General features: G+C 46.6%; 17 protein-coding genes. 6 read left to right on the forward strand and 11 right to left on the reverse strand.

What is annotated here, in order from left to right:
- The 3 genes from BLP55_RS17465 to BLP55_RS12485 form a co-directional block, all read right to left on the reverse strand.
- On the reverse strand, nucleotides 1-247 hold a 247-nt coding region (locus tag BLP55_RS17465), incomplete at its 3' end, for a helix-turn-helix domain-containing protein (protein ID WP_394331926.1).
- A gap of 786 nt (nucleotides 248-1,033) precedes the next feature.
- Nucleotides 1,034-2,047 (reverse strand): glycosyltransferase family 9 protein, encoded by a 1,014-nt coding sequence (locus BLP55_RS12480; RefSeq protein ID WP_091144725.1) that lies wholly within the window; start codon nucleotides 2,045-2,047, stop codon nucleotides 1,034-1,036.
- Between the two features lie 196 nt (nucleotides 2,048-2,243).
- A complete protein-coding gene (locus BLP55_RS12485; RefSeq protein WP_091144727.1) occupies nucleotides 2,244-2,849 on the reverse strand; it encodes a DUF4254 domain-containing protein in 606 nt (201 codons plus the stop codon).
- Between the two features lie 65 nt (nucleotides 2,850-2,914).
- Between BLP55_RS12485 and upp the strand changes: the two genes are divergently transcribed.
- Together upp and BLP55_RS12495 are read left to right on the forward strand one after the other, a co-directional pair.
- Nucleotides 2,915-3,568, forward strand: a complete 654-nt coding sequence (gene upp / locus BLP55_RS12490) for a uracil phosphoribosyltransferase (RefSeq protein ID WP_091144730.1) — start codon at nucleotides 2,915-2,917, stop codon at nucleotides 3,566-3,568.
- A 45-nt stretch (nucleotides 3,569-3,613) separates the two neighbouring features.
- Nucleotides 3,614-4,033, forward strand: a complete 420-nt coding sequence (locus BLP55_RS12495; RefSeq protein WP_091144733.1) for a RidA family protein — start codon at nucleotides 3,614-3,616, stop codon at nucleotides 4,031-4,033.
- On the opposite strand, the gene BLP55_RS12500 is transcribed toward BLP55_RS12495, so the two are convergent.
- Nucleotides 4,034-4,963 (reverse strand): DUF6427 family protein, encoded by a 930-nt coding sequence (locus BLP55_RS12500; protein ID WP_091144736.1) that lies wholly within the window; start codon nucleotides 4,961-4,963, stop codon nucleotides 4,034-4,036.
- A gap of 95 nt (nucleotides 4,964-5,058) precedes the next feature.
- Here BLP55_RS12500 and BLP55_RS12505 point away from each other — a divergent pair, with 95 nt between their 5' ends.
- Nucleotides 5,059-5,289 carry a DUF6341 family protein gene (locus BLP55_RS12505; protein ID WP_091144995.1) on the forward strand — a complete coding sequence of 77 codons (231 nt, stop codon included), beginning with the start codon at nucleotides 5,059-5,061 and terminating at the stop codon, nucleotides 5,287-5,289.
- On the opposite strand, the gene purD is transcribed toward BLP55_RS12505, so the two are convergent.
- A complete protein-coding gene (gene purD, locus BLP55_RS12510; RefSeq protein WP_091144739.1) occupies nucleotides 5,281-6,555 on the reverse strand; it encodes a phosphoribosylamine--glycine ligase in 1,275 nt (424 codons plus the stop codon). The genes BLP55_RS12505 and purD overlap by 9 nt on opposite strands.
- 110 nt (nucleotides 6,556-6,665) lie before the next feature.
- Here purD and BLP55_RS12515 point away from each other — a divergent pair, with 110 nt between their 5' ends.
- On the forward strand, nucleotides 6,666-8,000 hold the full coding sequence (locus tag BLP55_RS12515; protein ID WP_317040308.1) for a phenylacetate--CoA ligase family protein: 1,335 nt from the start codon (nucleotides 6,666-6,668) through the stop codon (nucleotides 7,998-8,000).
- Here BLP55_RS12515 and BLP55_RS12520 read toward each other — a convergent pair.
- The 4 genes from BLP55_RS12520 to BLP55_RS12535 are packed head-to-tail and all read right to left on the reverse strand — an operon-like array spanning nucleotide 7,978 to nucleotide 12,194.
- On the reverse strand, nucleotides 7,978-8,757 hold the full coding sequence (locus BLP55_RS12520; protein WP_091144741.1) for a glycosyltransferase family 2 protein: 780 nt from the start codon (nucleotides 8,755-8,757) through the stop codon (nucleotides 7,978-7,980). The genes BLP55_RS12515 and BLP55_RS12520 overlap by 23 nt on opposite strands.
- Nucleotide 8,758: 1 nt before the next feature.
- Nucleotides 8,759-10,102, reverse strand: a complete 1,344-nt coding sequence (locus BLP55_RS12525; protein WP_091144744.1) for an exopolysaccharide biosynthesis polyprenyl glycosylphosphotransferase — start codon at nucleotides 10,100-10,102, stop codon at nucleotides 8,759-8,761.
- The gene (locus BLP55_RS12530) at nucleotides 10,102-11,085 is read right to left on the reverse strand and encodes a UDP-glucuronic acid decarboxylase family protein (RefSeq protein WP_091144747.1); all 984 of its coding nucleotides are present in this window, start codon (nucleotides 11,083-11,085) and stop codon (nucleotides 10,102-10,104) included. The genes BLP55_RS12525 and BLP55_RS12530 overlap by 1 nt, the downstream gene beginning before the upstream one ends.
- Nucleotides 11,082-12,194: an O-antigen ligase family protein gene (locus BLP55_RS12535; protein WP_139149668.1), complete on the reverse strand. Its 1,113-nt coding sequence runs from the start codon at nucleotides 12,192-12,194 to the stop codon at nucleotides 11,082-11,084. The genes BLP55_RS12530 and BLP55_RS12535 overlap by 4 nt, the downstream gene beginning before the upstream one ends.
- Nucleotides 12,195-12,206: 12 nt before the next feature.
- Between BLP55_RS12535 and BLP55_RS16840 the strand changes: the two genes are divergently transcribed.
- Together BLP55_RS16840 and BLP55_RS12540 are read left to right on the forward strand one after the other, a co-directional pair.
- Entirely contained in the window at nucleotides 12,207-12,461 is a 255-nt protein-coding gene (locus BLP55_RS16840; protein ID WP_139149669.1) for a hypothetical protein, read from the forward strand.
- A gap of 139 nt (nucleotides 12,462-12,600) precedes the next feature.
- Nucleotides 12,601-12,996, forward strand: a complete 396-nt coding sequence (locus tag BLP55_RS12540) for a hypothetical protein (RefSeq protein ID WP_091145001.1) — start codon at nucleotides 12,601-12,603, stop codon at nucleotides 12,994-12,996.
- 36 nt (nucleotides 12,997-13,032) lie between these two features.
- Here the strand turns inward: BLP55_RS12540 and BLP55_RS12545 are convergent, their stop codons facing one another.
- Together BLP55_RS12545 and BLP55_RS12550 are read right to left on the reverse strand one after the other, a co-directional pair.
- On the reverse strand, nucleotides 13,033-14,133 hold the full coding sequence (locus tag BLP55_RS12545; protein WP_244503462.1) for a glycosyltransferase: 1,101 nt from the start codon (nucleotides 14,131-14,133) through the stop codon (nucleotides 13,033-13,035).
- A complete protein-coding gene (locus BLP55_RS12550; protein ID WP_170826865.1) occupies nucleotides 14,120-15,388 on the reverse strand; it encodes an O-antigen ligase family protein in 1,269 nt (422 codons plus the stop codon). Before BLP55_RS12550 ends, BLP55_RS12545 begins: the two co-directional genes overlap by 14 nt.
- Between the last annotated feature and the right edge of the window lie 3 nt (nucleotides 15,389-15,391).

Below are 15,391 nucleotides of genomic sequence, written 5' to 3' on the forward strand. Positions count from 1 at the left end.
CCCCGCGACGTCTGTATAAAACAACCCACTTCCATAACTGGGATCTGTCACATTTGAATTCAGCTGCGACAGAAATGGCCGAACGGCCTTTTAAAACCTCCTCTACACAGCGAAGTTTGAAATCATAACTGTGCTTGACTTTTCTTTCCATAAATACCCTCAAATAGTGTCCAACTTTTGGGGGGCAGTTCATCTGTTGCAAAATTTCTGTTGCAAAATATTTGCAACAGAAATTTTGTAACACCATACAGTTATCCGTTTCAAAAATATTTCATTCAAATATACGTGACCCTACACCTCGAAAGGCCTTGGCTGAGCGGACGCGGAAGATATTTTTGGGTCTAAACAGCATTATGGCGCCGGTATAACAGCGCATTTACGTGATCGCTGGTTTTCGCTGGCCGGAACGCTTGGTCTCGTGAACCTTGCGAACTGAGTTCGCGCTGACGCGACCACGCAAATGGGTGAACCGTTGGACGCAATGGTCAGGGCTTTGGTTGCGGAACCATTAAGCGGCAGCAGCGTCTTACGAAAAAAATAGCGGACAATATTGAAGATTTTCTGTACTTCCACTATAATTTTTTACGGTAACTTGTATGCGGGGACGGGGCTTGGGGGCCCCACCGTTAGGTCGAAATCGATTCTTCTTGCCAAACTGCCTTTGGTGTAAAATGCCGATTGTTTTTACGAAAAAAATGGGGAACCATGGTACAGATTTTCTGCCGTAAACTTTGAAATCTTTTGGCTAACTTGCTCGTAGGGGACGGGGCATTGGGGCCCCTGGAAAAAGACCGCATCAATTGCTTTTAATGGCGTTATTTAATCCAAAAAACCAGCTTTCTTTTATGGAAAATTTGGAAACATCATTCTAGATTTTCTGCCTCAATGTTTTAAAAAATTTGGATAGCTTGTATACCGGGCCGGGGCATTGGGGGCCCCATGAACGGGAAAAATCAAATCGAATTCAACGGGTGTTTCCGGCGCCAAATTTCAATGAGTACGGAACGTGTCTGAAAGTGCCGGATTTTGGAATTTACGATCGCGCAAGCAACAAGTCAATTTTCTCCACCACCATTCCGGGCGCAATCGTCCGCATCGCGTTTTCATAACCCTCGACTTTTTTGTTCCCGTAAACCGAGGTCGGCAGTTTAGGATATTGGTTGCGATCTGAAGTAATCGCGTTTTCGAGCGGCTGGTTGAACGGCGAAAAACCGGTATACGGATGCGTCGCGCCCCAAAGCGTCAAGACCTTCACGCCCAGCATCGCGGCGATGTGTGCGTTGCCCGAATCCATCGAGAGCATCGCATCGAGGTTGGAAATGAGTTGCAATTCTTGTTGGAATTTGATTTTGCCCGCCATATTGACAACGTTGGATTTCCCTTCGGCGAACGCGTCCAGGACCGGGATTTCACTTTTGCCGCCGAACAAAAAAATCTTGTATCCTGGATTTTGCGCCAAACTGTCGATGACCTGCTGCATCAAATCTTGCGGATAGACTTTGGCATCGTATTGTGCGAATGGCGCGACGCCGATCCATTTTCCATCCTTGGCTCCGGCGATGTCGCGGATTTGTTGGTCGAGCGGTTGCGGCGCAGGGAATTCCGGATGCGACAAATCGATGGGGAAACCGAGCTGTTCGAAAACGCGTTGGTGGCGCTCGAACATCGAGGTGACGGGCTCGAAGATTTTGTTCTCGGCGCGCGTGAGTGCCTTTTTCTCGGCGCGGCCCTTGTCTACGGCGGCGACTTTTTTGCCCGAAAGCCGGAACAGGCTGCGGACGATTTTTGAGCGCAACACATTGTGCAGATCGGCAAACGCATCGATGTGCCGTTCCTTTAAGTCGGCGTGCAGGCGAAGCAGTCCGAAGAATCCTTTGTGGCGCACTTTTTCGTCGAACGCGAAGAAATCGATGTTCGGGATGCCGTCAAAAAATGGCTTAAAGAACGGACGCGAAACCACCGTCAGCTTTACATCGGGATACTGCGCTGCGAATGCGCGCAAAACAGGAACCGTCATGGCGACGTCGCCCATGGCGGACAGTCTCATGACGGCTATATGTTTGGTCTTGGCTGACAAGTTGTTTTGGAAAGAGATGCCCTAGCCCGGATAGTAACGGAAATCCTTTAATTGCTTGACTGAGATTTACCTTTGGTCAGTTCGGTTTTTCAAACCTCGGGTCTCCTTCGTCGAAATGAAAATAGCAATTAAAGATTGCAGTGGATAGCCGGAACAGCTCCTAAAATTACTTCTTATTCTGGTACAACACAGGGTTCAAATCGTCGTCGTTGTACATTTTCATCTGTTTGTAGACCTTCATGTATTTGTCGCCGTTTTCGATGTCTGTCAAGAGTTCGTCGATGGCCGTAGACAAATCGGTGCGTTGCTCGAGCAAAATGTTGAGCTTGGCCTGGCACGCGTCACGGTGCGCTTGGGTGGCCTCGGCGCGCGTGGCCTCTTCGTTCATATGGTAGATTTTCAGCGCCAAAATCGAGAGGCGGTCGAACGCCCACGCCGGTGACTCCGAATTGATTTTCGCGCCCGCCTTGGCCTGAACGCCTTGGTATTTTTGCAAAAAGTAGCTGTCGATGTACTCGACCACATCGGTGCGTTCCTGGTTCGAAGCGTCGATGCGTCTTTTCAAGACCAGCGCCGCCACCGGGTCGATTTGCGGGTCGCGGATGATGTCTTCAAAATGCCACTGTACCGTATCGATCCAGTTTTTCATGTACAACAAATGTTCGAACTGGTCTTTGCCATACGGATTGGCGATGGGCTGGTCGACATTGTCGAATTGATGGTAGTCGTTGATGCTTTGCTCGAAAACGGAGTAGGCGAGTTTAGAAAACATAAGTTTAAGTTTTTAAACGACAAAGATACTTTTTATACTTTTACGGAGGAAAAAAAATCCCGTTTATGCAAATCCATTACCTATCCGAAGCCAACAGTGTCCTGAACCATTTTCTGGGGCAAATCCGCAATGTCAATGTGCAAAACGATTCGATGCGGTTTCGCCGCAACATCGAGCGCATCGGCGAGGTGATGGCGTATGAATTGAGCAAGGATTTGCACTACAAGAATGTCGAGATCCAAACACCGCTCGGGATCAAGAAAACCACCGAAATCGAAGACCGTTTGGTCCTGTGTTCGATCCTGCGCGCAGGGTTGCCGCTGCATTTGGGATTCCTGAATTACTTTGATGCCGCCGAGAACGGATTCGTGTCGGCCTACCGTCACCATCCCAACAATGACGATGCGTTCGAAATTCGCGTCGAATACCAGGCCGTACCGCAAATCGCGGGCAAAAACCTGCTGCTCATCGATCCGATGCTCGCCACGGGGCAATCGGTGGTGGCCGTGTTCAACAAACTGCTCGAAAAGGGCCAGCCCAAAGAAATCCACATTGCTGTGGTGATCGCGGCGCCCGAAGGTGTGGCCTATCTGCAGCAACACCTGCCCGATTACTGCCATTTGTGGGTGGCCACGCTCGACGAAAAACTCAACGAGAAGAACTACATCGTGCCGGGGTTGGGCGATGCGGGGGATTTGGCGTATGGGAATAAGTTGTAACGGATTGGCTCACGTGCAGACCCATTGCTAAAAATCAACTGAGAAATGAAACGATTCCTACCGGTTTTGCTGTGTGTCGCGATGGGTTCGGCGCAAAACATCGACAAACAAAAGTGGCATTGGGACCACAGCACCCAAGACGCCGATGCGGGCTATGCCCAGGTGGTCAAAATAGACAACATCCTTTATTTGTCGGGCGTCCCGGCGATAGGACTCACCGAAAAAGACGTCGAACGCGTGTACAAAGGCATCGAGATGTCGCTGGCCAAGTACGGCGCAACGTTCCAAAATGTGGTCAAGGAAAATTTGTACACGACCGATATCGAAGCGATGAAAAAGGTCAACGAAACGCGCAAGAAGTTTTACAAAAACGATTATCCCGCGGCCACCTGGGTTCAGGTCGATCGGCTTTACATGCCCGAAGCCAAACTCGAAGTCGAGGTGATCGCGCACCTGCCCAAATAACTACAGCTGCAGGAAGAAAGATACCACGCCGCAGCCCATCACCGCAAACAAAATAAGCTCCTTTTGCCACTGGATTGGCACCCATTCGATGTGGCTCGTGGCCATGATGGCGAGCGGCGCAAACGTAAAGACCAGCAAGTCGTTGCTTTTGTGGGGCGAAACCAAAAAGACGAGTGCCGCAAGGGCAAAATACCAGATGATTTTTTGGTACGACGAATGCAGGATGAGCGGTCTGTTGGACAAAGACATGAGCAGCGAGGCCAAGAAAAATACCGCTATGGTCGCATAAACCGACAGCGCGGCGTTCTGGAAATTACTCGTAAAATAGTTGACTTTAAAGTCGAACGCCATGCCTGCGAACAAATCGGCGATCCAGGATTTTTCGATCAACAACGCAAACAACACAAAAATGGTGAGCGCCGTAAAAAAAGCAATGATCGGCAAAAACCAGTTGCGGTAGTCGCGCGCGGCATGGAACAGGATCGAGATGAACACCAAAATGATGAACAAAACGCACCAAAAGTGGAACATGGCCGCGAGAAAAATCCACAGCGAGGCGTCGAATATTTTTTCCTTGGTGGCCTTGACCGAGTGTAACGATACGAGCCTTCGCATCGACAAAAGGATAAAAAAATTGGCCATGACCAGCCGCAGGTTGTCGAGCGTAGACGGGAAAAACAGCACAAATACCAAATAAAACAACACCGTGTAGGCGCTGTCTTTGCTCAGCCCGTTTTTCTTGACGATAAAATTGGCCATGAACAACGAGGCAAACACAAAAGCCAAAACGCTGAATTTCAAAAAGTAATCGCCAAAAGAACGAACCTGTTCGGCCTGCCCGATCTGGTACAGGAAAAAGAAAATAACCAGCGCCACGATCACCACGGTGTAATTTAACGGCGTAGATTTTCTAAAAAGGCTTGTTATCATGTAGCTATTTTTATACTTTTGCTGGTGTAAATATACCAATGTTCAAAAAAGAAACCGCTGCCATGGCGCGGAATCTGTAAAAATTAAGTCTTATGTTGCGTTCATTTTTCGAAGGAATCCAGTGGTTTTTTGAAACCATCATGTTTGCCCCACACAACTTTTTCAGACAACTGGAATTGACAAGCTGGACTTTTGCCAACATCATCAACTGGGTCTTTATGGCCATTTGCGCGTACTACACCTGGTACTGGTGCAAGCAGCTCACGATCCACCAACAAAACAACGAAGAGAACCAGGATACCACGGCCCACTCGTTCTTAAAGTAGGTCGAACCCGATATCCTTTCTAAAATACATCTTATCGAAATGTAGTCCCGCTATGTTTTGGTAAGATTTTTTTATGGCCTGTTGGAAGTCGTCGCCATACGAAGTCACGGCAATCACACGTCCGCCACTGGTCACGACCTTGCCCTCGTGGGTTTGCGTGCCGGCATGGAATGCAATCGAACCGTCAATGTTTTCGAGCCCCGAAATTTCCTTGCCTTTTTCATAATCTTCGGGGTATCCGCCCGAAACCACCATGATGGTGGCGGCGCTACGGTCGTCGATCTTGAGCGCAACCTCATCGAGACGCTCGTTCGAAACGGCCACGAACAATTCGACCAAATCCGACTTGAGCCTTGGGATGACCACCTCGGTCTCGGGATCGCCCATACGCACGTTGTATTCGATGACCATAGGTTCGCCCTTGACGTTGATGAGCCCGATGAAAACAAATCCTTTGTACGGAATACCATCCTGTTGCAAGCCCGCAATCGTGGGTTTGACGATGCGGTTCTCGATCTTGTCGAGCAGCGTCTTGTCGGCAAAAGGGACGGGCGAAACCGCACCCATACCGCCGGTGTTCAATCCGGTGTCGCCTTCGCCGATGCGCTTGTAATCTTTGGCCGTCGGCAATATCTTATAGTGCTGCCCGTCGGTCAACACAAAACAACTGAGTTCGATGCCGTCGAGGAATTCCTCGATGACCACCTTAGACGACGCTGCGCCGAATTTTTGCCCCACGAGCATGTTGCGCAATTCGGTTTGGGCTTCCTTCAAATCGTTGATGATGAGTACGCCTTTGCCCGCTGCTAGTCCGTCGGCTTTCAAGACGTACGGCGGATTGAGTGTCGACAAAAACGCGCAACCTTGTTCGACCGTTTCGGCCGTAAAACTATCATAGGCTGCCGTCGGGATCTGGTGCCTGACCAGGAATTGCTTGGCGAACTCCTTGCTGCCTTCGAGCTGCGCGCCCAATTTTGATGGGCCGATGACAGGAATGTGCGCCAAATCGTGGTCGGTTTCAAAGAAGTCGAAAATACCTTTTACGAGCGGATCCTCGGGACCAACCACCACCATGTTCACCTTGTTGCCGATGCAAAAGGTCTTGATGGCCGGGAAATCGGTAGGGCTCAAGGCCACGTTGGTCGCGATCGTATCGGTACCTGCGTTGCCGGGCGCGACAAAGAGTTTGGAACAGTGTGGGCTTTGTAACATTTTCCAGGCCAGCGCATGTTCGCGTCCGCCTGATCCGAGCAGTAAAATGGTCATTGTGTTGTTGTTTTGTTGGGCACAAAAATAGCGGCTTTTGCACTCAAAAAATAATTAATCTTTAAAAAACTCCTCCTTGGTTAACGGCAGCTGCGGCGTAAATAGTATTTTTGGGAAAATTTCTCTTGGTGTTCCCGATTTTCGATTTAACGTTGCGTCTCAACGGCTTCCCCATCGGGCAGGCCAGGCAAAAATTGGATTCGATTTTGGCCGTAAACGACCGCGACTACGAAACGTTCCTCGAAGAAAAAAAGCGTGAACTCGCCCACTTTCACCTCAAACACAATCCTTTTTACCAGGCGCTTGTCGGGAAAGATGCTTTCGAAAATTGGGAAGATTTGCCCATCATGCGCAAGATCGATTTCCAACGACCGCTCGCCGAAAGGCTTTCAAACGGCTATTCCGAAAAAAAGGTGTTCGTCAACAAGACGTCGGGGTCAAGCGGCGATCCGATGGTTTTTGCCAAGGACAAACCGTGCCATGCGCTCATTTGGGCCAACATCATGCGTAGGTTTGGCTGGTATGGCGTTGATTTCAACCGTTCGCTGCAGGCGCGCTTTTACGGACAGTCGATGGATTGGTTCGCGCGGCTGGTACTGCGTTTGAAGGATTTTTTAAGCCACCGCTACCGGTTCTCGATTTTTGATTTTTCGGATGCGGGCATCGAGAAAATCCTGCACAAATTCCGTTCGACCCAATTCGACTACATCAACGGCTACACCAGCTCGATCGTGCAGGTCGCGCACTACCTGAAGCGAAAAAACCTCGTGCTCAAGGATCTTTGTCCGAGTTTGCGTGTGTGTATCGTGACTTCTGAAATGCTTTTTGACGACGACCGCATCTTGCTCGAGCAATACCTTGGCGTGCCCGTGGTCAACGAATACGGCGCCTCTGAGGTAGATGTGATTGCGATCGAAAATCCCGATGGCCGCTGGCTTGTCAATGCCGAAACGTGTTTTGTCGAGATCGTCGACGAAAACGGAAAAGTAGTTCCAAAAGGACAACAGGGTCGCATTCTCGTCACATCGCTGTACAATTTTGCACATCCGTTCATTCGTTACGAGGTGGGTGATTACGGGGTACTCGATTTGTCCGGGACAGCAAAACACCCCGTGCTTCAAAAGCTCATCGGACGCACCAACGATGTGGCGGTACTGCCGTCGGGCAAAAAACCCGCGGGGATGACATTTTACTCGATCACCAAAAAACTGTTCGGCGACGAAGGCAATGTCAAGGAATTCGTGATTACGCAAACACAGCTGGACACGTTCGAAATCGAATATGTGGCCGACCAGGCGCTATCCGAAGCCGAAAAAAACAACATGGAAAAAGTGTTTGGTGATTTTCTTGAACCCGGACTGCACTACATCTTTATCCGCCGCGACGGATTACAGCGCAGCAAAAGCGGCAAACTTAAGCAGTTCACTTCGCGGGTTTCGTCTTGACGTAAAATGGCTTGACGAGAAGCTGGACAAACAAAAAGACCGCCATACAAAGCAACGACGCAAAAACACCCAAGCCGTGAAAATGACGGTAAACCGCGAAATTGTGTTCGAGCAGACCTATCTTATTGGAGGACACCGAATTTTGCCTGACGCGGTACAACGCCAGTGGCTCGGGCACCGGATTGGCCTTTTTGATCTTCTTGAGTACCGTGAGCCAAACCATCCAATCTTGTCGTTTGCGCAGTCCAGATATCGGAATGCGGCCAAAGAATTCGGCATCGTAGATTCCGGTAAGGTTGCCGACGAAATTACAGAAAAAAAGCTGGTAATAATGTAGCGTTAGGGGCGCTCCGATTCGTTTATCGATTGGGTTTCCCGACTCGTCTATGCAGTCGTAAAAAGAAAATGTAAACGGTTGACCACTGGCTTGCATAAAGCCGATTTGCTTCTCGAGCTTGTCGGGTAGCCACAAATCGTCGGAATCGAGAAAGGCAATGTAGCGTCCGCCCGACATTTCGACGGCTTGGTTGCGCGCCACGCCCGGGCCCGAATTCTTGGCCAATTGATGGAACGAAATGCGTCCATCGGTCTCGGCAATTGATTGGACAATAGACGGGGTTTGGTCGGTAGAACAATCATCGACGATGATCAGTTCCCAATTCGTATGGGTTTGCGCCTGCACCGAAGCGATGGTTTGCCTGATAAAAGCTTCGGAATTGTACGTGGGCGTTATGATCGATACCAACGGCGCGTCCATATCAGTATGCTTTTTCTTCGCCCTGGAAGATGTTGATGACCGTTTGCGCGATGATTTTCAAATCGAGGATCAGCGACCAGTTTTCGATGTAGAACACGTCGTATTTGATGCGGTTGATCATGTCTTCGTCGGTTTCGATCTCGCCGCGAAAACCGCGTACCTGCGCCAGCCCTGTGATGCCTGGTTTGACGTAGTGGCGCACCATGTAACGTTTGATTCGGTTGCCGTATGCTTTGTTTTGCGACCACAAGTGAGGACGGGGGCCCACAACAGACATGTCGCCAAGTAAGACGTTGAGAAATTGTGGCAATTCGTCGATACTTGTTTTGCGCATAAACTTGCCTATTCTTGTGACCCGTGGGTCATTTTTGGAGGCTTCTTTTTCGGTAGTTTTGTTAATTTGCATCGATCGATACTTGAAACACATGAATTCGGTTTCGTCAATTCCGGGCCGCCCTTGTCTGAAAAAAACAGGGCCTTTGGATTCCATTTTTATCAAGATCGCGAGCAGCGGTGTGAGCCATGAAAGCACAAAAACGATCACAAACAATGAAAATAAAATGTCGAACGTGCGTTTGAACATTTTGGTTATCGGCTCGTGAAGCACCGTACGGTTTATAGAAAGTACGGGTACATAACCATAATAATCCAACTTGAAATTGTTGTCGAAAATTTCTCTATTTTCCGGCACAAATTTTATCGTTTTTAGATGGTGCTCTGAAAACTCTACAAATTCATTGATTTTGGTCTTGCTCAAATCGGACAAAGAGACAAATAATTCATCTATGCCTTCGCGCAAAGCGAAGTCGAATGCCGCCGCCATGTCTTCTTTGGTGTCTCCGGCGCCAAAACGTTTTACCAAACGATAACCGTAGTCCGGGTTTTCGAGCACTTCTGTTAGGTTCTCAATATTGACACCTTTGCCCAATATGATTGCGTGTTTGATGCTGTCGAAAAGCAACCACCCGAACTTTTTCAACGAATGGTAGATTGCAAACTTGATACTCGAAATGGTAAACAGGCAAACCAATATGTAAATAAATATCGTTTTGGCGTCGGTATCTTCTTCATAAAAACCTGCAAACGAGTAACACAAAATCGTGTATAGAAAAAACTGCTTGACTAGTTTGTTGAGTATTTCTATGATTTTGGTATATCTAAAAACCTCATAGAAACTGACATTCAGCGAAATTATCGACCATGAAAGGGTAATGAAAATATGGAAATAGGCCGACACCAAACTCGTGGACAACACCAAAAATGCAATCGCGTTGATGGCAATTAAATCCAGGATATAGGTGGCCGGTCTAATAAATTTGGAATATCCTTTTTTGGTGCCTTCCATTAATAAATAAACTTGGAAAAATCCTTGTGTTCTTCCTTAATCAATTCTTCGGGGGACAACGACTTAAAATAATCGTATGTAATCTTCATACCCTCGTGTCTTGGTACTTTTGCTTCCCATCCGAGTATCGCCTTGGCTTTGGTTGTGTCTGGTTGACGCTGCAATGGGTCGTTCATGGGCAGCGGTTTGTAGATGATTTTCTGGTCGGTGCCCGTTAGCTTGATGATCTCTTCGGCAAAATCCCGGATGGTGATTTCGTCGGGATTGCCGATGTTCACGGGATATACATAATCTGAATGCAGCAAACGGAAAATACCTTCTACTTGGTCGTCTACATAACAAAATGAGCGTGTTTGCGAACCATCACCAAAAACGGTCAAATCCTCGCCGCGCAACGCCTGACCGATAAAAGCCGGAATCACACGACCGTCGTTGAGTCGCATACGCGGTCCATAGGTGTTAAAAATGCGCACGATACGTGTTTCGACGCCATGGAACGTATGGTAAGCCATTGTGATCGATTCCTGGAAACGCTTGGCCTCGTCGTATACGCCGCGCGGCCCAATGGTGTTCACGTTACCGTAATAATCCTCGGTTTGCGGGTGCACCAACGGATCGCCATATACTTCTGAGGTCGACGCAATAAGGATACGCGCTTTCTTTGCACGCGCCAAGCCCAACAAGTTGTGTGTTCCTAACGAACCGACTTTAAGTGTTTGGATTGGAATCCTGAGGTAATCAATAGGGCTCGCCGGGGAGGCAAAATGCAAAATATAGTCGAGCTGTCCGGGAACATGGACAAACTTGGTGACATCGTGGTGGTAAAACTCAAAATTGGGGTTGCCAAACAAGTGTTGGATGTTCTTTAGGTCTCCGGTGATGAGGTTGTCCATCCCGATAACAAAATAACCCTCTTTAATAAAGCGATCACTCAAATGCGAACCCAAAAAGCCCGCGGCACCCGTAATTAATATTCTTTTCATAGTTGCTTTCTTTGACCTTCAATCCCGCTTTTTGTAGTGAAAATACAATAAAGTGTCAGGAAAAAAATAATCCCTCTTTGTCGTGACAAAAAAGAATCGGTCAAAAATAAGATTATCATCGTTAGGGAAAAAACAATATACATAAAATCTTTGGTGGTGAATGCCTTTTTTAGGCTGTAGCATATCATTCCCAACAATATAAGCAATCCAAAAATTCCAATTTCGGCAAACGTTTGTACGTACTGATTGTGAAAATTGAACTCGCCGTTGCCATAGAATAAATTGTATTGTTTGACTTTTTCCCTGATTCGCTCCTGAGATGCATCGAACCCAAATCCGGTGAAAAAAATGTCGTGCTCGGTAAGCATCTCGGTAAAAATCCGAATTTGAAATACCCGCAACGCTGTTCCTGGCAGAAAATTGTTGGACTCAAACTGTTGGTCGTTCCATGCCTGGCTCAAGCTCAAGTTGTATATCATGTGTTCGGCATCGCCTATTTCCATGTTGACCGTATTGTCTACAAATGCGGTTTCATACTCATGCAGGAATCGTTCTTGTATTTTTGGGATAAACAAAAACGAAAAAATGAAAAACCCGATGGACGTCAGTAAGGTAAATCGCTTTACACTGGAGGAGGTTTTCGAGCGATAAATGTAGTAACACACAAAGAGTATGACATTGACAATAATGAGAACTTTTGACGATAACAATACGATGAACAACGCCAGTACAACTGTACAAGTTTGATCCAGTTTCGACTTTTGTTCCCGGGAAATAAAATAGAACATTCCGAACGAGGCAAAAACCGACATGTAAATCGCGCTTAAATCCATCGAAACCAAGTCGTGGTAGAAAAAAAAGCGTGTTTCTCCCGTAGCCAGAAAATTGAATACCGCACGCTGGATGTAAAATACGGCATACAGCATCATACTGAAACTGAAAATCTTGAAAATGCGTTCTACCTGACGATGCTCCAATGGACCAATACCTAAAAACACAAAAGGCATCAAAAAAAACAACACTTCTTTTTGCAACCCATCTTTGGTGTCCTCGAAGTTTTCGGTCCAAAGCAGTGAACAAACCATTAAAGCATACAAAAAAATGGGCATCAACAAGGCGGGATGCCACCTAAAGTGTTTTTTTCTAAAGGACAAAAGCCCAACGACTACGAACAAGATACTCGCTACGCTGCCAAAAGCGAAGTTCAATGGGATGGTGACAAGCAATGCAGACAACAGATAAACAAAACGGTCTTTTCCGATTATACGCTCAACATCCAAAACTCTTTCTTTAAAAATGGGGGTTATGAAAAGTCGTCACGACATACAAAATATCGCTGCAAAATTCGCCGCAATTTAGCTTTTTTTGCTTACTAATGCAAAATATGGCTGCAAACTTGTTTGGTCAATCAGATGCTTTCCCGTCCCCTATTTCATACCGCCTAAAAAAGATTCTACGGGTTGTGAAATGAAAAAAAAAAAACTACTTTTACACCTTAAAACTAAAAATTTAACTATGAAAAATACGTTGATTGTCTTGATGCTTTCGTCAATGGTATTGTGTTCGTGTGGAGACAAAAGCGAGAAAAAAGAAGCTGCGGACGAAGAACCTATGACAGCATTGGAAGGGTCGAAAGCGGTGAAAGTCGAATTAGATGATTACGAACGTTATGAGGGTAAAATTGTCGAAGCGTCTACCGGGCAATGGTTTCTTATTAAAGAAGGAGCACGTTGGAGAACCAATTCAGTGGCCTCGTCGGACGACTATCTCAAAAAACTTCCGCCAGGACCGGACTATGTGGTAAAAAATGTTCCCATTGAAATACTTCAACAGTTTCCTGAAGTGGGCGAAATTTTACCAGGGTGCGTCTTCAAGAAAGACGACAAACCAAACAACGTCCCGGTTCAGTAACGGCTGAATTACCGTAAAATATACTCGGTGTGTTTATCAAACATTGTGTTCTTGTAACTTTTGTTCGATAAATTCACCGAGTTCTTTTTTAAAGCGTTCCTCAGAAAAACGCAGCGCTTCTATGCGCACCGCAGCGGCGTCAAAAGTGGTTTGTTCGAAAACCTCGATAGCTTTCAATAGCGATGACGTGGTTTGTTCCTCAAAAAAAACGCCTGTTTTCCCTTCGACCACGGTTTCCAAAACCCCACCTTGGCCAAAAGCTATCACAGGTGTTCCGCAAGCTTGGGCTTCGAGCGTAGCTATCCCGAATCCTTCGACGCCAGACTGAATGAATCCTTTGGCTTTAGAAATGTATTGACGGAGTTCTTTGGTGTCCAGAAATCCCGTAAAATGAATGTTGGGGGACGCCATTTGCTCAAGTTCCTTTCGATGCAGTCCGTCGCCTATGACAACCAGCTTCTTTTTGTTTTGGTTGAAAGCCTCGACCACTATGTCGAACTTCTTTACCGTTACAATACGGCCGACCGTCACATAAAACTCTTCTTTTTGCTCCTGCAAATCGAACTGGGACAAATCTACGGGCGGATAAATGACGTCGGCGTCCCGGTTGTACCGAAACTTGACCCAATCTCTTACGAAATTAGAGTTTGCCACAATATAATCAGGACGCTGGGCTTGTGCGACATCTATTTTGCGCAAAAACAGAATCAACGGAGAAAACAACGATTGAAACTTACCAAAAAACAAGGGCGCATCTTCCCAAATATAGTTGAAGTTTCGGGCTTGAAAATAACTGATATGCAATTGGTCTGGCGAAGATTTCCGGACTCCTTTTGCTACAGAATGTGACGACGAAACGATTAGCTTGACATCTTTCGGCACCTTGATCCGATCGACAAAAAAATGGAAGGTGAAAAAAAAGTACCGAAAAGGTTTTCCAAAATGCCTAACAAATGTTTGGACTATTCGAGGGGTTTTGGTTTGGTAAATCTTAAACAAATGGTCCCGGTGCATCAAGCAAATAAGCGTATAAGTGATGTCAAATCGACATACCTCTTCGATTGACTTAATAACCCGTTCCGCGCCACCATACGCATCCAACCAATCGGCAACAAGTACTTTCTTAATTGATTTCATCCGAAGTTGATTGTTGTTTCAAACCTACAGTCTTTCTGTAATGGGATGCGAAAATTGAAATCCACAGTCCGCTGTAGGCAATTCCGTCAAAGCGAATCAAGAAATCGTCACTAAGGTTGGAAACCAAAAAAATCATGAAAAAAACAAGAACCAATACATGCCCACTGCGGCGCCCAAGCCTAAACAGGTTCCAGAAATAAAGCAAAAGTGCCAAAACCCCAACAATACCAAACTTCAAGAAAAAATCAAGAAATTGGTTGTGCACGGGTAATTTGGCCTGAGAAAGAAAGTACTGTTCTGTATCGTAATAATACTGGAAAAGTCGGTCCTTACTATTATCGGATCCATAGCCAACAATAGGCTTTTTGGCCCCAAGTTCTAGGGTCGTTTTCCATATGGTGAGCCTGGTAACGAGTGAATTGTATGCCACCGCGCGCGCGTTGTCAATTTCGTCAAGCCGTCCTATCTTGTCCATATGCGCAAACGACTCCTTGGTGTATTTCTTGATCATGTAGGGATTTTTGTGTACAAAAAAAGCGATGCCGCAGCCCACAACTACCGCCATGATAAACCCAAAAAGCGCTGTTTGTTTGAGTCGGTCTTTACGCATCCGGTAGGCCAAAACCAATCCAATACCCACCAGGGCATTAACCAACGCCAATCGGGTATTGATGTACAACAAAAAGAAGAACAAGACCACAAAAGTCACTAAAAACAGTATCCCTTGCCCTATTTTACGCGGTGTTTCCATAAAGGCCCTGAGTGCAAAATAAAAGGTCGAAACTACGGCGAAGGCCACATGCATATTGATCGCCGGGGCATGGTTCGAGAAACTCTTGGCGAAGGTGTAACCCATTTCCCAAATGTGTATTCCCTGCATATACTTGTTGAATTGTTCCGGAAATACTACAATATAACGCACGAGCATCGCCAACAATACCAACGCAAAACCCACCAAATACTTCTTGAGAATCCCTTCAAAATCGATATAACGGTAGTTTCCGATAATAAAAACGGGAAGAAATAAAAGCGACAAATACTTCTCTGTTGCCTTGATGCTATTGGCTACGGAACTATCATTCCACAAAAACAAAACATGCAATAGGAACGGCGCGCTAACACCCAGTAGAATCCACTTGGCTTCGTTGTTCCAGTCTATTCGTTTGAATTGTGACAAGCCATAGACCGAAAATACGATGATAGCAACCGTACACGGAATCCTAAAAACCATTAGCGTGGCTATGGTTAAAAGCAATCC

Source organism: Flavobacterium caeni (genome assembly GCF_900101895.1).
Taxonomy (GTDB): domain Bacteria; phylum Bacteroidota; class Bacteroidia; order Flavobacteriales; family Flavobacteriaceae; genus Flavobacterium; species Flavobacterium caeni.